This is a genomic window from Pseudomonas sp. 9AZ (genome assembly GCF_902506525.1).
GTDB lineage: Bacteria > Pseudomonadota > Gammaproteobacteria > Pseudomonadales > Pseudomonadaceae > Aquipseudomonas > Aquipseudomonas peli.
Window position 1 is genome coordinate 2,168,002 of sequence record NZ_LR733840.1, and the last position, 16,620, is coordinate 2,184,621.

Below are 16,620 nucleotides of genomic sequence, written 5' to 3' on the forward strand. Positions count from 1 at the left end.
TTAGCCGCACAGATAAGTGCCAGTACCGACGGCGACCAAGGTGCCGTCATCGCTGTGCAGTTCGCTGCGCACCACCGCTACCTTGTTGCCGGTACGCAGCAGCACGGCGCTGGCGGTAAAGCGCTGGCCACGGCCGGGGCGCAGGTAGTCGATGCGCAGGTCGATGGTGCCGAGCTTGGACAGCCGCGCCATGCGTTCGGCGCTGGACAGATGCTGGTGCTTATCGAAGGCGCCAATCAGCGCCATGGCACCGCCGGCTACATCCAGCAGCGAAGAAATCACCCCGCCATGCAGAATGCCGTGGACGAAGTTGCCGATCAGCTCGGGCTTCATCGGTAGGTGCATGGTCACGCGCTGGGCGCTCAGCTCGTCCAGCTCGATACCGAGCATCTGATTAAACGGGATACGTTGGAAGAAGCTGCTAACCGCTTGCTGAAGCTCGGCGGTGAGCTCGAAAGGTGGGTTACTCATTGGAGATCGTGCCTAGGCGAAGGGATACTCAACCTGCCGCACTGGGGCCGCGGTGACCAGTGGCGCGGCCGGAGTACCGCGCGCATTGGCGTGATTGGCTTGCTATCGGCCTGGTCGGTGGCTGATCAGGTCGAAGATTTAGGCTGGTTGGCTGAGCTCCAGCACCCGATCAACCAGCTTGTTGATCCCCGAGGCGGCCTCACTGATCGACTGGGCGGACATATAGGCCGGGGTGGTCACCAGCTTGCGTTCGGCGTCTTCGACAATCTCGCTGACTTCGCAATCATGGTGCTCGGCACCCATCTGCACCACGGCAGCGGCGGTTTCATGGTCCTTGCCGATGGTGCAGATCACGCCCGCGCCGAAGATTTTTGCCGCCAGTGCCGGGGCGATGCACATCAAGCCCACCGGCTTGCCGGCCTTGACGAAGGCCTGGGTGGCGCTCAGTACATCGGGCTGCACGGTGCAGTTGGCGCCGCTGATGGCGAAGTCGGAAAGGTTTTTTGCCACGCCGAAGCCGCCTGGCAGGATCAGCGCATCGAAGTCGCCGACATGCAGCTCCTTGACGTCCTTGATCTTGCCGCGGGCGATGCGCGCCGATTCAACCAGTACGTTGCGCGTGTCGTCCATTTCGTCGCCACTGTAGTGATCGACCACGTGCAGCTGCGGCACGTTGGGAGCAAAGCACTGCACCTGCGCGCCGCGTTGATCGAGACGCAGCAGGGTGATCACGCTTTCATGGATTTCCGCGCCGTCGTAGACGCCACAGCCGGAAAGAATCACCGCGACTTTCTTGTTCATCAAATTCTCCTGAATAACCAGCTGTACCGAATTGAGTCGTGTCTTGTCGTCGCCTGAACCTTAATGTCGCCATATGCCACCCAGGTTGGCATGGCGCGCCGCGAGGCGGATGTGGCGCTGGGCTAGGATTTATTGAGCAATCCTAGCCGTTAGCCTCGTGCAGCGATATGGCGATTCTATGCAACCGGTGAAACCATGAATTACATCCTCTATGCCGTACCGTTCTTCTTTGCCTTGATCGCCCTGGAGCTGCTGCTCGACCGCTGGCGCGGGGTCAGCACCTACCGCTTCTCCGACGCCATCAACAGCCTCAGCGCCGGGGTGCTGTCGACTACCGTGGGTCTGCTGACCAAGGCCGTCGGGTTACTCACTTACACCCTGGCCTGGCAGCACTTCGGTGTGTTCGAGTTGTCGGCCAGCAGCCTGTGGGTTTGGCTGTTTGCCTTCGTCTTCTACGACTTCTGTTACTACTGGAACCACCGTTTGGGTCATGAGCGCAACGTGCTCTGGGCCGCACATTCGGTGCATCACCAGAGCGAGGACTACAATCTTTCCACCGCGTTGCGGCAGACCAGTACCGGCTTCATCTTTGGCTGGATCTTCTACCTGCCGATGGCGCTGATTGGCGTACCGCCGCTGGTATTCCTCACCGTGGCTGCGTTGAACCTGCTGTATCAGTTCTGGGTGCACACCCGGCACATTCCCAAACTGGGCTGGTTCGAGTGGTTCTTCATCACGCCGTCCAACCACCGTGTGCACCATGCGCAGAATGCTGTGTATATGGATCGCAATTACGGCGGAGTGTTCATTCTCTGGGATCGGTTGTTCGGCACCTTTCAGGAGGAACTGGACGAAGAACCGGTGATCTTTGGCGTGACCACGCCGCTGGCCAGCTGGAACCCGCTTTGGGCCAATGCGCAGTTCTATGTCGCGCTGTGGCGGGACGCGGTAAGGGCCGAGTCCTGGTGGGACAAGTTGCGCATCTGGTTTATGCGCACCGGCTGGCGCCCGGCAGATGTGGCGGCCAAGTACCCGCAAAGCAAGCCGGACCTCAGCCAGTTCGTCAAATTCGACGTGCCACTGAGCCTGGCGCAGAAGCTTTATGCCGGCGTGCAGTTCAGTCTGTATGTAGTGGCCGGCACCGTGCTGCTGGGCATGGGCGACACACTGAGCCTGATGCAGGCGCTACTGGGCATCGTCTGGATGGCCGTGGGGCTGATGATCATCGGCAGCTGGCTGGAAAACCGGCCGACGGCCAGGCGCTGGGAAATGCTGCGTCTGCTGCTCAACCTGCCGGCAGTCTGGCTGGCCCTGCAGCTTGGCCTGTTGACCGCTCAGCCAATGCTCTGGGCGCTACTGCTGGGCTACAGCCTGCTCAGTGTCGGTGCGCTGTTCTGGACCCCGCGCGGACATACTCCCGTGCCTGCTTAGGCAGAGACTGCTGCTGGACCCGATAACGGTGGAGAGGCGCAGGCCTGCTCCACCGTTATGCGTTTAAGCCTTGCAATTCGGGCTACCTACCTGCTTTTCCGGCATATCCTCGCGTCTGTCGCGGCGCTATGCTTGCTGGGCTTGCGGCAAGCGGTCGCAGCGCTGTCGTGCGTTGTCATACTTTGGTCATAATGGCCGCTTATAACTGTCACACTCGCCCGTCGCTACGGGCTTCGGAGCCTGCCGTGAGCTTTACCCCCGCCAATCGCCTGTTTCCCGCCACTCGCCTGCGTCGCAACCGCCGTGATGATTTTTCCCGGCGTCTGGTGCGGGAAAACCGCCTGAGTGTCGATGACCTGATTCTGCCGGTGTTCGTCCTCGACGGCGAAAACCGCCGCGAAGCGATTGCCTCGATGCCCGGCGTCGAGCGCCTGTCCATTGACCTGCTGCTCAAGGAAGCCGAACACTGGGTGGCCCTGGGCATTCCGGCGCTGGCGCTGTTCCCGGTGACTCCGCTGGAGAAAAAATCCCTGCTGGCTGAAGAAGCCTGGAACCCCGACGGCATCGCCCAGCGCGCCATCCGCGCCCTGCGCGCCAAGTTTCCCGAGTTGGGGGTGATCAGCGACGTGGCGCTGGACCCGTTCACCACGCACGGTCAGGACGGCATCCTCGATGAATCCGGCTATGTGCAGAACGACGTGACCGTTGATGCGCTGGTCAAGCAGGCGCTGTCACATGCCGCTGCTGGTGCTCAGGTGGTGGCGCCCTCGGACATGATGGATGGCCGCGTGCAGGCGATCCGCGAGGCGCTGGAACTGGCCGATCACAGCAATGTGCGCATCATGGCCTACTCGGCCAAGTACGCCAGCGCCTACTACGGCCCGTTTCGCGATGCGGTGGGTTCGGCGGCGAATCTGGGCAAGGCCAACAAGGCCAGCTACCAGATGGACCCGGCCAATGGCGACGAAGCGCTGCATGAAGTAGCGGCCGATCTGGCCGAAGGCGCGGATATGGTGATGGTCAAGCCGGGCATGCCCTATCTGGACATCCTCTGGCGGGTCAAAGCGGAATTCAAGGTGCCGACCTTTGTCTATCAGGTCAGCGGTGAGTACGCCATGCATATGGCGGCTATCCAGAATGGTTGGTTGGGCGAGGCGGTGATTCTTGAATCACTGACCGCCTTCAAACGTGCGGGTGCCGATGGCATCCTGACTTATTTCGCCGTGCGCGCGGCAGAACTGCTGAAGCAGGGGCAATAGCCCCGCCAGGACTTTGTAATGAACACCGAAGGACTCAGTACCCCTGAATTGCAAGACGCCCAGCCGGTCGTCGACGAGGTTGTAGCCGTGGAAGTGCCTGTCATCGAAGCCCCAGTGCCGGTCGCCCCGGCGCCTGTGGTGATCCATAACCTGGATGACAGCAGCCTGTACATTCACCGCGAGCTGTCGCAGCTGCAATTCAATATCCGCGTGCTGGAACAGGCGCTGGATGAGTCCTATCCGTTGCTGGAGCGGTTGAAGTTCCTGCTGATCTTCTCCAGCAACCTCGATGAGTTCTTCGAGATCCGCGTGGCTGGGCTGAAGAAGCAGATCAACTTCGCCCGTGAACAGGCCGGCGCCGATGGCCTGCAGCCGCATCAGGCGCTGGCGCGGATTGCCGAGCTGGTGCACGAGCAGGTGGACCGGCAGTACGCCATTCTTAACGACACCCTGTTTCCGGCGCTGGCCAAGCACAACGTCAACTTTATCCGTCGGCGTTTCTGGACGGCCAAGCACAAGGCCTGGGTGCGCCGCTATTTCCGCGACGAGATCGCGCCAATCATCACCCCGATCGGCCTCGATCCGACGCACCCGTTCCCGTTGCTGGTGAACAAGAGCCTGAACTTTATCGTCGAGCTGGAAGGTATCGACGCCTTCGGCCGCGACTCGGGTCTGGCGATCATCCCGGCGCCGCGCCTGCTGCCACGCATTATCAAGGTGCCGGAAGACGTCGGTGGCCCTGGCGACAACTTCGTCTTCCTCTCCTCGATGATCCACGCCCACGCCGATGACCTGTTCCAGGGCATGAAGGTCAAGGGCTGCTACCAGTTCCGCCTGACCCGGAACGCTGACCTGTCGGTGGACACCGAGGACGTCGAAGACCTGGCCCGCGCCCTGCGTGGCGAGTTGTTCAGCCGCCGTTATGGCGATGCCGTGCGCCTGGAAGTGGTCGACACCTGCCCACGGCCGCTGCTCGATTACCTGCTCAAGCAGTTCAGCCTGACCGAGGCCGAGTTGTACCGGGTCAATGGTCCGGTCAACCTGACCCGCCTGTTCAGCATCACCGGCCTGGAAAGTCATCCGGAGCTGCAATACACCCCGTTTACCCCGGTGATCCCCAAGCTGTTGCAGAACGCCGAGAACATTTTCAGTGTGGTCAGTAAGCAGGACATTCTGCTGCTGCACCCCTTCGAGTCGTTCACCCCGGTGGTCGATCTGCTGCGTCAGGCGGCGAAAGACCCGCACGTACTGGCCATCAAGCAGACGCTATACCGCTCCGGGGCCAACTCGGAGATCGTCGATGCGCTGGTGGAAGCCGCGCGCAACGGCAAGGAAGTCACCGCGGTGATCGAGCTGCGCGCGCGCTTTGATGAAGAGTCCAACCTGCAGCTGGCCAGCCGCCTGCAGGCCGCTGGCGCGGTGGTGATCTACGGTGTGGTGGGCTTTAAAACCCACGCCAAGATGATGCTGATTCTGCGTCGTGAAGCGGGCGATATCGTCCGGTATGCACACCTGGGCACCGGTAACTACCATGCCGGCAACGCCAAGTTGTATACCGACTACAGCTTGCTCACCGCTGATGTTGCGCTGTGTGAAGACGTGTCCAAGCTGTTCAGTCAGCTGATTGGCATGGGTAAGACCCTGCGCATGAAAAAGCTGCTGCACGCGCCGTTTACCCTGAAGAAGACTCTGCTCGACATGATCGCCCGCGAAACCGCGCTGGCGGCCGAGGGCAAGCCGGCGCATATCATCGCCAAGTTCAACTCGCTGACTGATCCGAAGATCATCCGCGCGCTGTACAAGGCCAGCCAGACTGGGGTGAAGATCGACCTGGTGGTGCGCGGCATGTGCTGCTTGCGTCCAGGGATTGTCGGGGTCTCGCACAACATTCAGGTGCGCTCGATCATTGGCCGTTTCCTGGAGCACACGCGGGTGTTCTATTTCTCCAATGGCGGCGAGGAGAAGATCTACCTGTCGAGTGCCGACTGGATGGAGCGCAACCTCGACAAGCGCGTCGAGACTTGCTTCCCGGTGGAAGGCAAGAAGCTGATTCTGCGGGTCAAGAAGGAGCTGGAAAGCTACCTGACCGACAACACCCAGGCCTGGGTGCTGCAGCCGGACGGGCGTTATCTGCGTGTCAGCCCCAGCGGCAACCAGAATCCGCGCAGCGCTCAGGCTGGCCTACTGGAGAAGCTGACTGCGCCGCTGATCAGCGCGCGCTAAGCAAGGCTGCCACATCTATCTGAATGGCCCTCTCCCACCATGGGCGAGGGCCGTGAGTATCAGCTCACACTCAGTTCAATCCCGATGCGCTTAAGCCACTCCGCTTCCTGGGTGAAATCTGCCTGGGTCAGCGGGTTGCTCTCCAGCCAGCCTTCAGGGAACTGAATATCCAGGCGCTGTTCGGCCGCTTTTAGCTGCACGTTGGGCATTTCCTGAGTACCACGGATGTGGTGGAACAGGATGGCAAAGCGCAGCAGCACGCAGAGGCGGATCAGTTTCATGCCCTCGGCGCCGAACTCGGCAAACTTGTCCTTGGGGATGTTGCGTCGATGGCCGCGCACCAAGAGCGCGAGCATCTGCTGATCCTGTCGCGAGAAGCCGGACAGGTCCGAGTGCTCGACCAGGTAAGCGCCGTGCTTGTGGTACTGGTAGTGCGCAATATCCAGGCCGACTTCATGCACCTTGGCCGCCCAGCTGAGCAACTCGCGGTGCCAGTCGTCTTCCAGTTGCCAATCCTGAGCGACTTTCTCCAGTGCCGAGAGTGCTTTGCTTTCGACCCGCGCGGCCTGCTCCAGGTCGACGTGATAGCGCTCCATCAGCGAGCTCAGCGTGCGTTCACGCACGTCTTCATGCTGATGGCGGCCCAGCAGGTCGTACAGCACGCCTTCACGCAGCGCGCCTTCGGAATGGCTCATGCGCTGGATATCACAGGCATCGAAGATCGCTTCGAGAATCGCCAGACCCGCCGGGAAGATGCCTCGGCGATCTGGCTTGATGCCATCGAGGTCGAGCTTTTCCACCTCACCAGCCTTGAATACTTTGCGTTTCAGCCAGGCCAGGCCCTGGGCGTTCACTTCGCCTGCGCCAAGGCCCGCCGCTTGAATGGTCAGACCGATGGCCTTGATCGTGCCGGATGCACCCACCGCATCTTCCCAGCCCAGGCGGCGCAGAGCGTGTTCAATGCCCATGATCTCCAGTCTCGCCGCTGTGTAGGCCTGGGCGTAACGCGCCGGGGTGATCTTGCCGTCCTTGAAGAAACGCTGGGTAAAGCTGACGCAGCCCATTTGCAGGCTTTCGCGCAGCAGTGGCTCGAAGCGCTGGCCGATGATGAACTCGGTGCTGCCGCCGCCAATATCGGCAACCAGACGCTTGCCAGGGGTGTCTGCGATGCTGTGCGACACACCGAGGTAGATCAGGCGCGCTTCTTCGCGCCCGGAGATGACTTCCACCGGGTGGCCGAGAATTTCTTCGGCGCGGCGGATAAATTCGCCACGGTTGCGCGCCTCACGCAGGGCATTAGTGCCCACCACGCGCACTGCGCCTTCCGGCAGGCTGGCGGTCAGCTGAGCGAAGCGGCGCAAGCAATCGAGCCCGCGCTGCATGGCTTCTTCGCTGAGCAGGCGCTGCTCGTCGATGCCGGCGGCCAACTGGACCTTGTCGCCGAGGCGTTCGAGGATGCGGATCTCGCCATGATCGGCTTTGGCCAGCACCATATGGAAGCTGTTGGAGCCCAGGTCGATAGCTGCAATCAAAGGAAAAGACTCGGCAGGGGTATGCGGCATGGCAGAACGATCTCAATGCGGAACCGCGCCATCGTGCCACGATAGGCTGGCCCCGCCAACGCATACTGATGTCGCAGGTACAGACCGCGCCGGCTGCACTAGGGCTCGTGCGGCGGCCGGCCAGGGCTTGCCGGCCGTCTGAATAAATTGTGACGCAGGCCTTTGCGCGGCTGGCTGGTGACCAGGCCATAGAGAAGCTCAATTGCCACCGCCTTCCTGTGTGGGAAAAGCCGGGCTATGATGTCGCCCATCTTTTGCTTACGAACTCGGAGACTTTCCATGAGCGAATTCATCACCAATGTCAGCGATGCCAGTTTCGACCAGGATGTTCTCCAGGCCGAGGGTCCGGTGCTGGTCGACTACTGGGCTGAGTGGTGCGGCCCGTGCAAAATGATCGCACCGGTGCTCGATGAGATCGCCCAGACCTATCAGGGCAAACTGAAAGTCTGCAAGCTGAACATCGATGAAAACCAGGACACCCCGCCGAAGTTCGGTGTGCGTGGCATCCCGACGCTGATGCTGTTCAAAAACGGCAATGTTGAAGCCACCAAAGTGGGCGCACTGTCCAAGTCGCAACTGGCCGCGTTCCTCGACAGCAACATCTAAGTTGCGCTGAGACGGCAACAAGCCCTGAAAGCCCTGCACATTGCGGGGCTTTTTTCTGTCTGGGCGCTAGACGTATGAATAAAACCGGTGTTACATTCGGCCTCGCTGCATTTCCTATGTAGCCCCCTGCAAGCCGTCGCCGACGCATTCCTATTCGAATCTTTCGATATACAAGCAGGCGATCAAGTCGCCTTCTCAGCGGCGCGGCCTCCCAAGCTAAATAGCTTATTCCCCTCCTTCATGATTACGTCATTCCTATGAATCTGACCGAACTCAAGCAAAAGCCGATTACCGAACTGCTGGAACTCGCTGAACAACAAGGCCTGGAAAACATGGCCCGTTCGCGCAAGCAGGACGTGATTTTCTCCCTGTTGAAAAAACACGCTAAAAGCGGTGAGGAAATCTCCGGTGATGGCGTGCTGGAGATTCTCCAGGACGGTTTCGGCTTTCTCCGCTCTGCGGATGCCTCGTACCTCGCTGGCCCCGATGACATCTATGTCTCGCCGAGCCAGATCCGCCGCTTCAACTTGCGTACTGGCGATACCATCGTCGGCAAGATTCGCCCGCCGAAAGAAGGCGAGCGTTACTTCGCGCTGCTCAAGGTTGACACGATCAACTACGACCGCCCGGAAAACGCCAAGAACAAGATTCTGTTCGAAAACCTGACGCCGTTGTTCCCCAACAAGCGTCTGGTGATGGAAGCTGGTAACGGCTCCACCGAGGACATCACCGGCCGGGTGATCGACCTCTGCGCGCCGATTGGCAAAGGCCAGCGCGGCCTGATCGTCGCACCGCCGAAAGCCGGTAAGACCATCATGCTGCAGAACATCGCGGCGAACATCGCGCGCAACAACCCCGAGTGCCACCTGATCGTTCTACTGATCGACGAGCGCCCGGAAGAAGTGACCGAAATGCAGCGCACCGTGCGCGGCGAAGTGGTTGCCTCAACCTTCGATGAGCCGCCAACCCGCCACGTGCAGGTTGCCGAAATGGTGATCGAGAAGGCCAAGCGCCTGGTCGAGCACAAGAAGGACGTGGTCATTCTGCTCGACTCCATCACCCGTCTGGCGCGTGCCTACAACACCGTGATCCCAAGCTCCGGCAAGGTGCTTACTGGTGGTGTCGACGCCCACGCCCTGGAGAAGCCGAAACGCTTCTTCGGCGCCGCGCGTAACATCGAGGAAGGCGGTTCGCTGACCATCATCGCCACCGCGCTGGTGGAAACCGGCTCGAAGATGGATGAAGTGATCTATGAAGAATTCAAAGGCACCGGCAACATGGAGCTGCCGCTGGACCGTCGTATCGCCGAGAAGCGTGTATTCCCTGCGATCAACATCAATCGCGCCGGCACCCGTCGCGAAGAACTGTTGACCGCCGATGACGAACTGCAGCGCATGTGGATTCTGCGCAAGCTGCTGCACCCGATGGACGAGATTGCCGCCATCGAGTTCCTCACCGATAAGCTGAAAGCGACCAAGACGAACGAAGAGTTCTTCCAGTCGATGAAGCGTAAGTAAGAGGATCTACTGCGCATCGGTGATGCTGCGTTAAAAACAGACTCAGAATGCTCATGTACAAAAGTACACTCCGCTTCTTCGCCTGTTTTTGCCTTGCCTGACCTTCGCTCGCTACGATCCTAAACATACGCACCTACAAAAGCCGGGTAAGCCCGGCTTTTGTGTGTCTGGAGGCTGGCTTTCCCTTCTGAAAGACCCAGTTCGGCGCTAAACTTTGCGCCCCTATTGCTCGGCCCGAAACGAGGCATTTGCATGCAGTATCGTGATCTGCGCGACTTTATTCGCGGCCTGGAAGCGCGTGGTGAGCTTAAGCGCATCCAAACGCCGGTTTCCCCTGTGCTGGAAATGACCGAAATCTGTGACCGTACCCTGCGTAAAGGCGGGCCGGCGTTGCTGTTCGAAAACCCCACAGGGTTTGATGTGCCGGTACTCGGCAACCTGTTCGGCACGCCCAAGCGCGTGGCCTTGGGTATGGGGGCCGAGGAAGTCAGCGAGCTGCGTGAAATCGGCAAGTTGTTGGCCTTCCTCAAGGAGCCCGAGCCGCCAAAAGGCCTCAAGGACGCCTGGAACAAGCTGCCGATCTACAAAAAGGTGCTGAGCATGGCGCCCAAGGTGCTGAAGGATGCGCCGTGTCAGGAAGTGATCGAAGAGGGCGACGACGTCGACCTCAGCAAGCTGCCCGTGCAGACCTGCTGGCCAGGTGATGTCGGCCCGTTGATTACCTGGGGCCTGACCATCACCAAAGGCCCGAATAAGGAACGGCAGAACCTCGGTATCTATCGCCAGCAGGTGATTGGCCGTAACAAGCTGATCATGCGCTGGCTCAGCCACCGTGGCGGCGCGCTGGACTTTCGCGAGTGGTGCCTGAAGTACCCGGATCGTCCTTATCCTGTGTGTGTGGCGCTGGGTGCTGATCCGGCCACCATCCTGGGTGCGGTGACACCTGTTCCCGATACGCTGTCTGAATACGCGTTTGCCGGTTTGTTGCGAGGCCACCGCACCGAGCTGATCAAGGCGCGCGGCAGCGATTTGCAGGTGCCGGCTAGCGCTGAAATCGTTCTCGAGGGGGTGATTCATCCGGGCGAAACCGCGCCGGAAGGCCCTTATGGTGATCACACCGGCTATTACAACGAAGTCGACACCTTCCCGGTGTTTACCGTCGAGCGTATCACCCGTCGGCAAAAGCCGATCTACCACAGCACCTACACCGGTCGTCCGCCGGATGAACCGGCGATTCTCGGTGTGGCGCTGAACGAAGTGTTCGTGCCGATCCTGCAGAAGCAGTTTCCCGAGATCATCGACTTCTACCTGCCGCCGGAAGGATGCTCGTATCGCATGGCGGTGGTGACCATCAAGAAGCAGTACCCCGGCCACGCCAAGCGCGTAATGCTCGGTGTGTGGTCGTTCCTGCGACAGTTCATGTACACCAAGTTCGTTATCGTCACCGATGACGATATCAACGCACGGGACTGGAATGACGTGATTTGGGCGATTACCACGCGCATGGACCCCAAGCGCGACACCGTGATGATCGACAATACACCGATCGATTACCTCGACTTTGCCTCGCCGATCTCGGGTTTGGGCTCGAAGATGGGTCTGGATGCCACCCACAAGTGGCCGGGCGAGACGACGCGCGAGTGGGGGCGGGCTATCGTTCAGGATGATGCGATCAAGCAGCGCGTCGACGCGCTGTGGTCTGAGTTGGGAATTGATTGATGAAAGTCACCCTGAACCCTTCAGGCGCGGTACTTGACGTGCAGCCCCACGAACGTATCCTCGATGCGGCACGGCGGCTTGGGTATGACTGCCCGCAGAGCTGCCGCAATGGCAACTGCCATATCTGCGCGGCGCTGCTGGTTGAAGGCCGTGTGCAGCAGGGCGGGGTTGAGCTGAGTCAGGGTGAGCTGTTCACCTGCCTGGCCGAACCGCTGGAAGACTGTGTGCTGTACTGGGATGGTGTGCTGGCCCCTGGCGAGCTGCAGGTGCGTGAGCTGGCCTGCCAGGTGGTCGCGTGTGATGACGTGGGCGGTGATGTCTTTCGTCTGCGCCTGCAGGCGCCTGCCGGCAAGGTGCCGCGCTATCACGCCGGGCAATACCTGCTGCTGCAGCGTGATGGTGACGATTACGCAGCGTTCTCCCTGGCCTCGGCGCCGCAGCGTGGGCGAGAGCTGGAATTGCATGTGCTGGCTCGCGATGAGGCCACGGTTGCGCTGATCGCTCAGCTGCGCCGTAGCGGCTTGGTGCGGGTGAAGCTGCCGTTCGGCGACACCCACCTGGCCGAGTTACCGGATGGGCCGCTGGTGCTGATTGCCGCCGGGACTGGCATGTCGCAGATGCACAGCTTGATCGAGCACTGCCGCGCCACTGGCTTTGCTCACCCGGTGCACTTGTACTGGGGGGCGCGCCGTCCGGACGACTTCTACGAACTGGAGCACTGGGCGCAGTGGCAGCAGGTGCCGAATCTATTTCTGCATCAGGTGGTCAGCGACCAGTGCGGCTGGCAGGGTCGTTGCGGCCTGCTGCACGAAGCAGTACGTGAAGATTTCCCCAGTCTTAAGGCGTTGCACGTTTACGCCAGCGGTTCGCCGGCGATGGTCTACGCCACCCTGGATGCGCTGGTGGAGGCCGGTATGGATGCCCATCAGATGCGCGCGGATGTATTCGCCTATGCGCCGCGCGGCTGAATCCCGCGCATAAAAAAGGCCGCCTGATGGGCGGCCTTTTGCTACGCGAGAGGTTTAGCGCACGCTGACGACGACTTTACCAACAGCCTTGCGCTGACCGAGGGTGTTGATCGCCTCCGCCGCTTGCTCCAGTGGGAAGGTCTGCGAGACCAGTGGCTTGAGTTTTCCTTCGGCGTGCCAGGCAAACAGCTGCTGGAAGTTAGCCGCATTGTCCTGCGGCTGACGCTGGGCAAACGAGCCCCAGAACACGCCGACCACGGCCGCGCCCTTGAGCAGAGTCAGGTTAACCGGCAGTTCGGGGATGCGCCCGCTGGCAAAACCCACGACCAATAGGCGGCCGTTCCAAGCGATGGAGCGGATGGCGGCATCGAATAGATCGCCACCCACCGGGTCATAGATCACGTCTGCGCCTTGGCCGCCGGTCAAGCGCTTTACTTCATCCTTAAGGTTGCTTTCGCTGTAGTTGATCAGCTCATCGGCGCCCGCGGCCTTGGCCACTTCGAGTTTTTCCGCGCTGCTGGCGGCGGCGATTACCTTGGCACCCATGGCCTTGCCGATTTCCACGGCTGCCAGGCCAACACCACCGGATGCGCCGAGTACCAGCAGGGTTTCACCTGGTTGCAGGTTGGCGCGCTGCTTGAGGGCGTGCATCGAGGTGCCGTAGGTCATGCCGAAGGCGGCCGCGCTGGCGAAATCCATGCTCGGCGGGATTGGCATGACGTTGTAGCCAGGCACCGCGACCTCTTCGGCAAAGCTGCCCCAGCCTGTGAGTGCCATCACCCGGTCGCCGACTGTCAGGTGGCTGACTTTTTCACCAACGGCCGTGACTACGCCAGCGGCCTCGCCACCCGGAGAGAACGGGAAGGGCGGCTTGAACTGGTACTTGCCTTCGATGATCAGGGTGTCGGGGAAGTTGACCCCAGCCGCATGCACTTGCAGCAGCACTTCATTCTTCTTCGCTTCGGGGCTGGCGATTTCTTCCAGTACTAGGGTTTCGGCGGGGCCGAAGGCTTTGCACAGCACGGCTTTCATCGGGCTTTTCCTCTGCGGTTGATGGCCATGCAGTGTAGGTGCGGGCGATATCCGGTCAACAAGCATGCCTGCGCCTGATAGCGATGCATAAGCTTAGGGCTTGGGCTGCCGCCTGACTGTGGCTATGCTAAGGGCTGAACTGTTGAGGAATACTGCCTGTGAAAGTCTGGATCGCATTGCTACTAGCGCTGTTCCTGCCATTGCTGGCTCAGGCCAATGAGGAGAAAGAAGCCAAGGAGGGGGAGGCTGCTGCTCCGGTGGTGGCTTATGTGTCGCTGTTCCCAGCGTTGGTGGGGAATTTTGGTGAAGGGCCGAAGCTCAAGTTCTTCAAGGCCGATATTTCCCTGCGCGTGACGGGGGCGGATATTGAAGCCAAGGTTAAACACCACGACCCGCTGATCCGTAATCAACTGGTCATGCTGTTCTCTCAGCAAACGGAAGCGGCCATGTCGGCCCCAGGCGCACGTGAGACCTTGCGTGCCGAGGCGCTTAAGCAGGTGCAGGAAGTGCTGACACAGGAAGAAGGCAAGCCGTTGGTGGAAGACTTGCTATTCAACAACCTGATTATTCAATAAGCCCATGCTCGGCTGGTGCAGCGCCTTTTCAGCGCAGCGCCAGCACCGCTGCCCATTCCTCGTCACTGACGGGCATCACAGAAAGGCGGCTGCCCTTCTGCACCAGCGGCAACTCCAGCAATGCACTCTGCGCTTTCAGCTGTGCCAGCGGGATCACCCGCTTGAACGCCTCGACAAACGCCACATCGACTGCGCTCCAGGGGTTCTTGGCGGCACTGGCCTTGGCATCGTAGTAATGGCTCTGGGGCTCGAGTGCAGTCGGGTCCGGGTAGTGCGCCGAAGCGATGCGAGCGATGCCGGCAATGCCCGGCTCCGGGCAGCTGGAGTGATAAAAGAAGAACAGATCACCCGGTTGCATGCTGCGCAGAAAGTTGCGCGCCTGGTAATTGCGTACGCCATCCCAGCGTGCTTGCTCCAGGCGCTGGAGATCGTGAATTGAGAGTTCGTCGGGTTCTGACTTCATTAACCAATAAGGCATGAACTTTGCTCCTGTGGTTCGGTCCGTTAGCGGGCAGGTGCTGTTTGCCGGGTGGTATTCGGCGTGTTGCAGTTTTGCACCCGGCGAATGTGGATGGCAGACGCTGTTGGACCTATAAAAATAATCGCCGCGTATACAGCGTGCGTTATGCCTTTAAGGGGGAGGCATTCGATGAAACGTAAACCCGATGTGTTGTTGATTTTGGTAATACTGTTCAGCCTGGGTGTGGTCACTACCGGTTACACGCAGAGCCTGTGGGAGCGCCAGCCTGCTCCGGTCGTGCAGTCTAAAGTGGCTGGCTGAGGTGCTCATGTACCGCAGGGAACGCGGTACGGCCTTATCCCATCAATACCACGCCTTATTCGTGACGGTGCCTTGCAACGGCACATCCCAGCTGGCCATGGCCAGTCGATCCACCTGCTGACATTCATGCGCCAATCCCAGTAATGTCGGTTTGTGCCAATTTTTGCGCAGTGCGCGATACGCCAGGCTGCGATCATAGAACCCACCGCCCATTCCTAGGCGCGCGCCGTGTCGGTCGAAACCGACCAATGGCAGCAACACCAAATCCAGCGCCCAGACCTTGCGTTGCTGTTTGCGATTGCGCCGGGGTTCATCAATGCCAAAGCGATTCTTTTGCAGGCGCTGCTTGGCGCGGATGCGTTGGAACACCATCTTGCTGCGCGGCCAAGGGCTGAGCACCGGTAAATAGGTGGCTTTGCCTCGTTGCTGTGCGGCTCGCAATAGGGGGCGCGGGTCGATCTCGCCGTCATTCGGTAGGTATAAGGCAATGTGTCGTGCGCGGCGAAACAGTGGGTGCTGCGCCAGCTGTTTATACAGGCCTTGGGCGGCTTGGTGCTGGACGTGGCGGCTGAGAGCCCGACGTTGCCCGCGCAAGTGGCGGCGCAATTGCGCACGACTTAGTGTGGAAGTGTCGAGCATGGGGTGTTGCTGTAGCGATTGCCGCAGGAGGGCAATGGGCTGGAAGAAGTGACTCCCCGACGTGCCGCTGTCGGCTTAGCCCTTGAACCCGAAAGTTCAAGGTGGAGGTTGCAGGAGACGTTAAGGCTTTCCGTCAAGCGGACATGCACACCGGTCTCAACGTGCAACCTCCGGGGTTGTGCGAATCGGCTCAGGGACATCACCAACTGGCGCACACTCCAGGGAGCTGCGGCCAGTATACCCGAAAGCGTCGGCGCGCAATCAGCTGCCTTGCTCATCGGCATCCCGAGCCAGAGCGCTGTCGACCCGATTGAGCAGGCTACGCACCTGATCGCGGTTGGCCCCGGCCTGCTGATCAAGGTGTTGCTGTTTGTGTAGCAGGTCGTGGGTGATGTTCAGGGCAGCCATAACCGCAACGCGGTCAGCACCGATGACTTTGCCGCTCGAGCGGATCTCCCGCATCTTGCCATCCAGGTAGCGCGCGGCGCTTTCCAGGTTGCTGCGTTCATCGCTTGGGCAGGCGATGCAATATTCTTTGTCCAGAATCTGGACGGTCAAGGTGTTCGACTGGGTCATTAATCCTGCTCCAGGGCTTTGAGGCGCGAAATCATGGATTCGACCTTGTGCCGGGCCATTTCGTTCTTTTCAATTAGATGGGCGCGTTCTTCGCGCCAGGCCTTTTCGCTCGTCAGAAGCTGTCGGTTTTGCGCCTTGAGCTGTTCGACACGCTGGATCAGTAAGTCCAGCTTGGTCGTAAGAGCCTGCAGGTCGACGTCTTCCATGGTTCTCTACTCTTACTAGGTGAGTGGGCTGGCAGGTGAAAAATAGCGTCTTTGCGGCGTCTTCGACAGTGCCAAGCGGTGCGCGGCACAGTTGTTTGCCAGTGTGGGGCAGTTCAGTGCGCCAGAGATTGATGCAATTCACCCATGGATCACGGCGCGGCAATTTTTGCGCTGGCTGAGCGGGCTCCGTCGAGCCGCTTGCATAGTCTTGGCACGCCTGCCGGTGCTAGGATACAAGGCCTCCATTCTAGTGA

At 60.3% G+C, this 16,620-nt stretch carries 17 protein-coding genes and 1 other RNA gene; 9 read left to right on the top strand and 9 right to left on the bottom strand.

The genetic code is table 11. The features are described from left to right. Positions 1 to 471, bottom strand: coding sequence for a thioesterase family protein (locus ALTER154_RS10110; RefSeq protein ID WP_090254664.1), 471 nt, complete (start codon positions 469 to 471; stop codon positions 1 to 3). Positions 472 to 609: 138 nt separating this feature from the next. Next, complete coding sequence (elbB, locus tag ALTER154_RS10115) at positions 610 to 1,272, bottom strand: isoprenoid biosynthesis glyoxalase ElbB (protein ID WP_160086715.1); 663 nt, start codon at positions 1,270 to 1,272, stop codon at positions 610 to 612. Between the two features lie 195 nt (positions 1,273 to 1,467). Between elbB and ALTER154_RS10120 the strand changes: the two genes are divergently transcribed. The 3 genes from ALTER154_RS10120 to ppk1 all read left to right on the top strand — a co-directional run bounded on the left by ALTER154_RS10120 (position 1,468) and on the right by ppk1 (position 6,185). Continuing rightward, the gene (locus tag ALTER154_RS10120; protein WP_160086717.1) at positions 1,468 to 2,703 is read left to right on the top strand and encodes a sterol desaturase family protein; all 1,236 of its coding nucleotides are present in this window, start codon (positions 1,468 to 1,470) and stop codon (positions 2,701 to 2,703) included. Positions 2,704 to 2,948: 245 nt separating this feature from the next. Beyond that, on the top strand, positions 2,949 to 3,962 hold the full coding sequence (gene hemB, locus ALTER154_RS10125) for a porphobilinogen synthase (protein ID WP_160086719.1): 1,014 nt from the start codon (positions 2,949 to 2,951) through the stop codon (positions 3,960 to 3,962). Positions 3,963 to 3,980: 18 nt separating this feature from the next. Then, positions 3,981 to 6,185 (top strand): polyphosphate kinase 1, encoded by a 2,205-nt coding sequence (gene ppk1, locus ALTER154_RS10130; RefSeq protein WP_160086721.1) that lies wholly within the window; start codon positions 3,981 to 3,983, stop codon positions 6,183 to 6,185. A gap of 59 nt (positions 6,186 to 6,244) precedes the next feature. Here the strand turns inward: ppk1 and ppx are convergent, their stop codons facing one another. Then, positions 6,245 to 7,747 (bottom strand): exopolyphosphatase, encoded by a 1,503-nt coding sequence (gene ppx, locus ALTER154_RS10135; RefSeq protein WP_160086723.1) that lies wholly within the window; start codon positions 7,745 to 7,747, stop codon positions 6,245 to 6,247. Positions 7,748 to 8,026: 279 nt separating this feature from the next. Between ppx and trxA the strand changes: the two genes are divergently transcribed. The 4 genes from trxA (at position 8,027) to ALTER154_RS10155 (ending at position 12,557) form a co-directional block, all read left to right on the top strand. Continuing rightward, positions 8,027 to 8,353, top strand: coding sequence for a thioredoxin TrxA (gene trxA, locus ALTER154_RS10140; RefSeq protein ID WP_090241426.1), 327 nt, complete (start codon positions 8,027 to 8,029; stop codon positions 8,351 to 8,353). A gap of 257 nt (positions 8,354 to 8,610) precedes the next feature. After that, entirely contained in the window at positions 8,611 to 9,870 is a 1,260-nt protein-coding gene (gene rho / locus ALTER154_RS10145; RefSeq protein WP_160014921.1) for a transcription termination factor Rho, read from the top strand. A 252-nt stretch (positions 9,871 to 10,122) separates the two neighbouring features. Then, positions 10,123 to 11,589, top strand: coding sequence for a 4-hydroxy-3-polyprenylbenzoate decarboxylase (gene ubiD, locus ALTER154_RS10150; RefSeq protein ID WP_160086725.1), 1,467 nt, complete (start codon positions 10,123 to 10,125; stop codon positions 11,587 to 11,589). After that, a complete protein-coding gene (locus ALTER154_RS10155; protein ID WP_160086727.1) occupies positions 11,589 to 12,557 on the top strand; it encodes a CDP-6-deoxy-delta-3,4-glucoseen reductase in 969 nt (322 codons plus the stop codon). The genes ubiD and ALTER154_RS10155 overlap by 1 nt, the downstream gene beginning before the upstream one ends. Positions 12,558 to 12,611: 54 nt before the next feature. Here the strand turns inward: ALTER154_RS10155 and ALTER154_RS10160 are convergent, their stop codons facing one another. Then, on the bottom strand, positions 12,612 to 13,589 hold the full coding sequence (locus ALTER154_RS10160; RefSeq protein ID WP_160086729.1) for an NADPH:quinone oxidoreductase family protein: 978 nt from the start codon (positions 13,587 to 13,589) through the stop codon (positions 12,612 to 12,614). 158 nt (positions 13,590 to 13,747) lie between these two features. On the opposite strand from ALTER154_RS10160, the gene ALTER154_RS10165 reads away from it, so the two are divergent. After that, positions 13,748 to 14,164 (top strand): flagellar basal body-associated protein FliL, encoded by a 417-nt coding sequence (locus ALTER154_RS10165; RefSeq protein ID WP_090254685.1) that lies wholly within the window; start codon positions 13,748 to 13,750, stop codon positions 14,162 to 14,164. Positions 14,165 to 14,192: 28 nt separating this feature from the next. Here ALTER154_RS10165 and ALTER154_RS10170 read toward each other — a convergent pair whose 3' ends face one another. Then, positions 14,193 to 14,642 (bottom strand): EVE domain-containing protein, encoded by a 450-nt coding sequence (locus ALTER154_RS10170; RefSeq protein WP_160086731.1) that lies wholly within the window; start codon positions 14,640 to 14,642, stop codon positions 14,193 to 14,195. 171 nt (positions 14,643 to 14,813) lie between these two features. On the opposite strand from ALTER154_RS10170, the gene ALTER154_RS21015 reads away from it, so the two are divergent. Continuing rightward, the gene (locus tag ALTER154_RS21015) at positions 14,814 to 14,945 is read left to right on the top strand and encodes a hypothetical protein (RefSeq protein WP_256665625.1); all 132 of its coding nucleotides are present in this window, start codon (positions 14,814 to 14,816) and stop codon (positions 14,943 to 14,945) included. 42 nt (positions 14,946 to 14,987) lie between these two features. Here the strand turns inward: ALTER154_RS21015 and ALTER154_RS10175 are convergent, their stop codons facing one another. From ALTER154_RS10175 to ALTER154_RS10190, 4 genes are all read right to left on the bottom strand, one after another. After that, the gene (locus ALTER154_RS10175) at positions 14,988 to 15,584 is read right to left on the bottom strand and encodes a 5-formyltetrahydrofolate cyclo-ligase (RefSeq protein WP_160086733.1); all 597 of its coding nucleotides are present in this window, start codon (positions 15,582 to 15,584) and stop codon (positions 14,988 to 14,990) included. Positions 15,585 to 15,633: 49 nt separating this feature from the next. Continuing rightward, a non-coding RNA gene (gene ssrS / locus ALTER154_RS10180) (6S RNA) lies at positions 15,634 to 15,812 on the bottom strand. Positions 15,813 to 15,845: 33 nt separating this feature from the next. Next, positions 15,846 to 16,160 carry a cell division protein ZapA gene (locus ALTER154_RS10185; protein WP_090254691.1) on the bottom strand — a complete coding sequence of 105 codons (315 nt, stop codon included), beginning with the start codon at positions 16,158 to 16,160 and terminating at the stop codon, positions 15,846 to 15,848. Then, complete coding sequence (locus tag ALTER154_RS10190) at positions 16,160 to 16,366, bottom strand: TIGR02449 family protein (protein WP_090254694.1); 207 nt, start codon at positions 16,364 to 16,366, stop codon at positions 16,160 to 16,162. Before ALTER154_RS10190 ends, ALTER154_RS10185 begins: the two co-directional genes overlap by 1 nt. Positions 16,367 to 16,620 lie beyond the last annotated feature (254 nt).

Bases quoted from the DNA above. Each gene is read 5' to 3' on its own strand.
- elbB (WP_160086715.1), bottom strand. From the start codon at position 1,272: ATGAACAAGAAAGTCGCGGTGATTCTTTCCGGCTGTGGCGTCTACGAC.
- ALTER154_RS10175 (WP_160086733.1), bottom strand. From the start codon at position 15,584: ATGCTCGACACTTCCACACTAAGTCGTGCGCAATTGCGCCGCCACTTG.
- ALTER154_RS10185 (WP_090254691.1), bottom strand. From the start codon at position 16,160: ATGACCCAGTCGAACACCTTGACCGTCCAGATTCTGGACAAAGAATAT.
- rho (WP_160014921.1), top strand. From the start codon at position 8,611: ATGAATCTGACCGAACTCAAGCAAAAGCCGATTACCGAACTGCTGGAA.
- trxA (WP_090241426.1), top strand. From the start codon at position 8,027: ATGAGCGAATTCATCACCAATGTCAGCGATGCCAGTTTCGACCAGGAT.
- ALTER154_RS10160 (WP_160086729.1), bottom strand. From the start codon at position 13,589: ATGAAAGCCGTGCTGTGCAAAGCCTTCGGCCCCGCCGAAACCCTAGTA.
- ubiD (WP_160086725.1), top strand. From the start codon at position 10,123: ATGCAGTATCGTGATCTGCGCGACTTTATTCGCGGCCTGGAAGCGCGT.
- ALTER154_RS10120 (WP_160086717.1), top strand. From the start codon at position 1,468: ATGAATTACATCCTCTATGCCGTACCGTTCTTCTTTGCCTTGATCGCC.
- ALTER154_RS21015 (WP_256665625.1), top strand. From the start codon at position 14,814: ATGAAACGTAAACCCGATGTGTTGTTGATTTTGGTAATACTGTTCAGC.
- ALTER154_RS10155 (WP_160086727.1), top strand. From the start codon at position 11,589: ATGAAAGTCACCCTGAACCCTTCAGGCGCGGTACTTGACGTGCAGCCC.
- ALTER154_RS10110 (WP_090254664.1), bottom strand. From the start codon at position 471: ATGAGTAACCCACCTTTCGAGCTCACCGCCGAGCTTCAGCAAGCGGTT.
- ppx (WP_160086723.1), bottom strand. From the start codon at position 7,747: ATGCCGCATACCCCTGCCGAGTCTTTTCCTTTGATTGCAGCTATCGAC.
- ALTER154_RS10170 (WP_160086731.1), bottom strand. From the start codon at position 14,642: ATGCCTTATTGGTTAATGAAGTCAGAACCCGACGAACTCTCAATTCAC.
- ppk1 (WP_160086721.1), top strand. From the start codon at position 3,981: ATGAACACCGAAGGACTCAGTACCCCTGAATTGCAAGACGCCCAGCCG.
- ALTER154_RS10190 (WP_090254694.1), bottom strand. From the start codon at position 16,366: ATGGAAGACGTCGACCTGCAGGCTCTTACGACCAAGCTGGACTTACTG.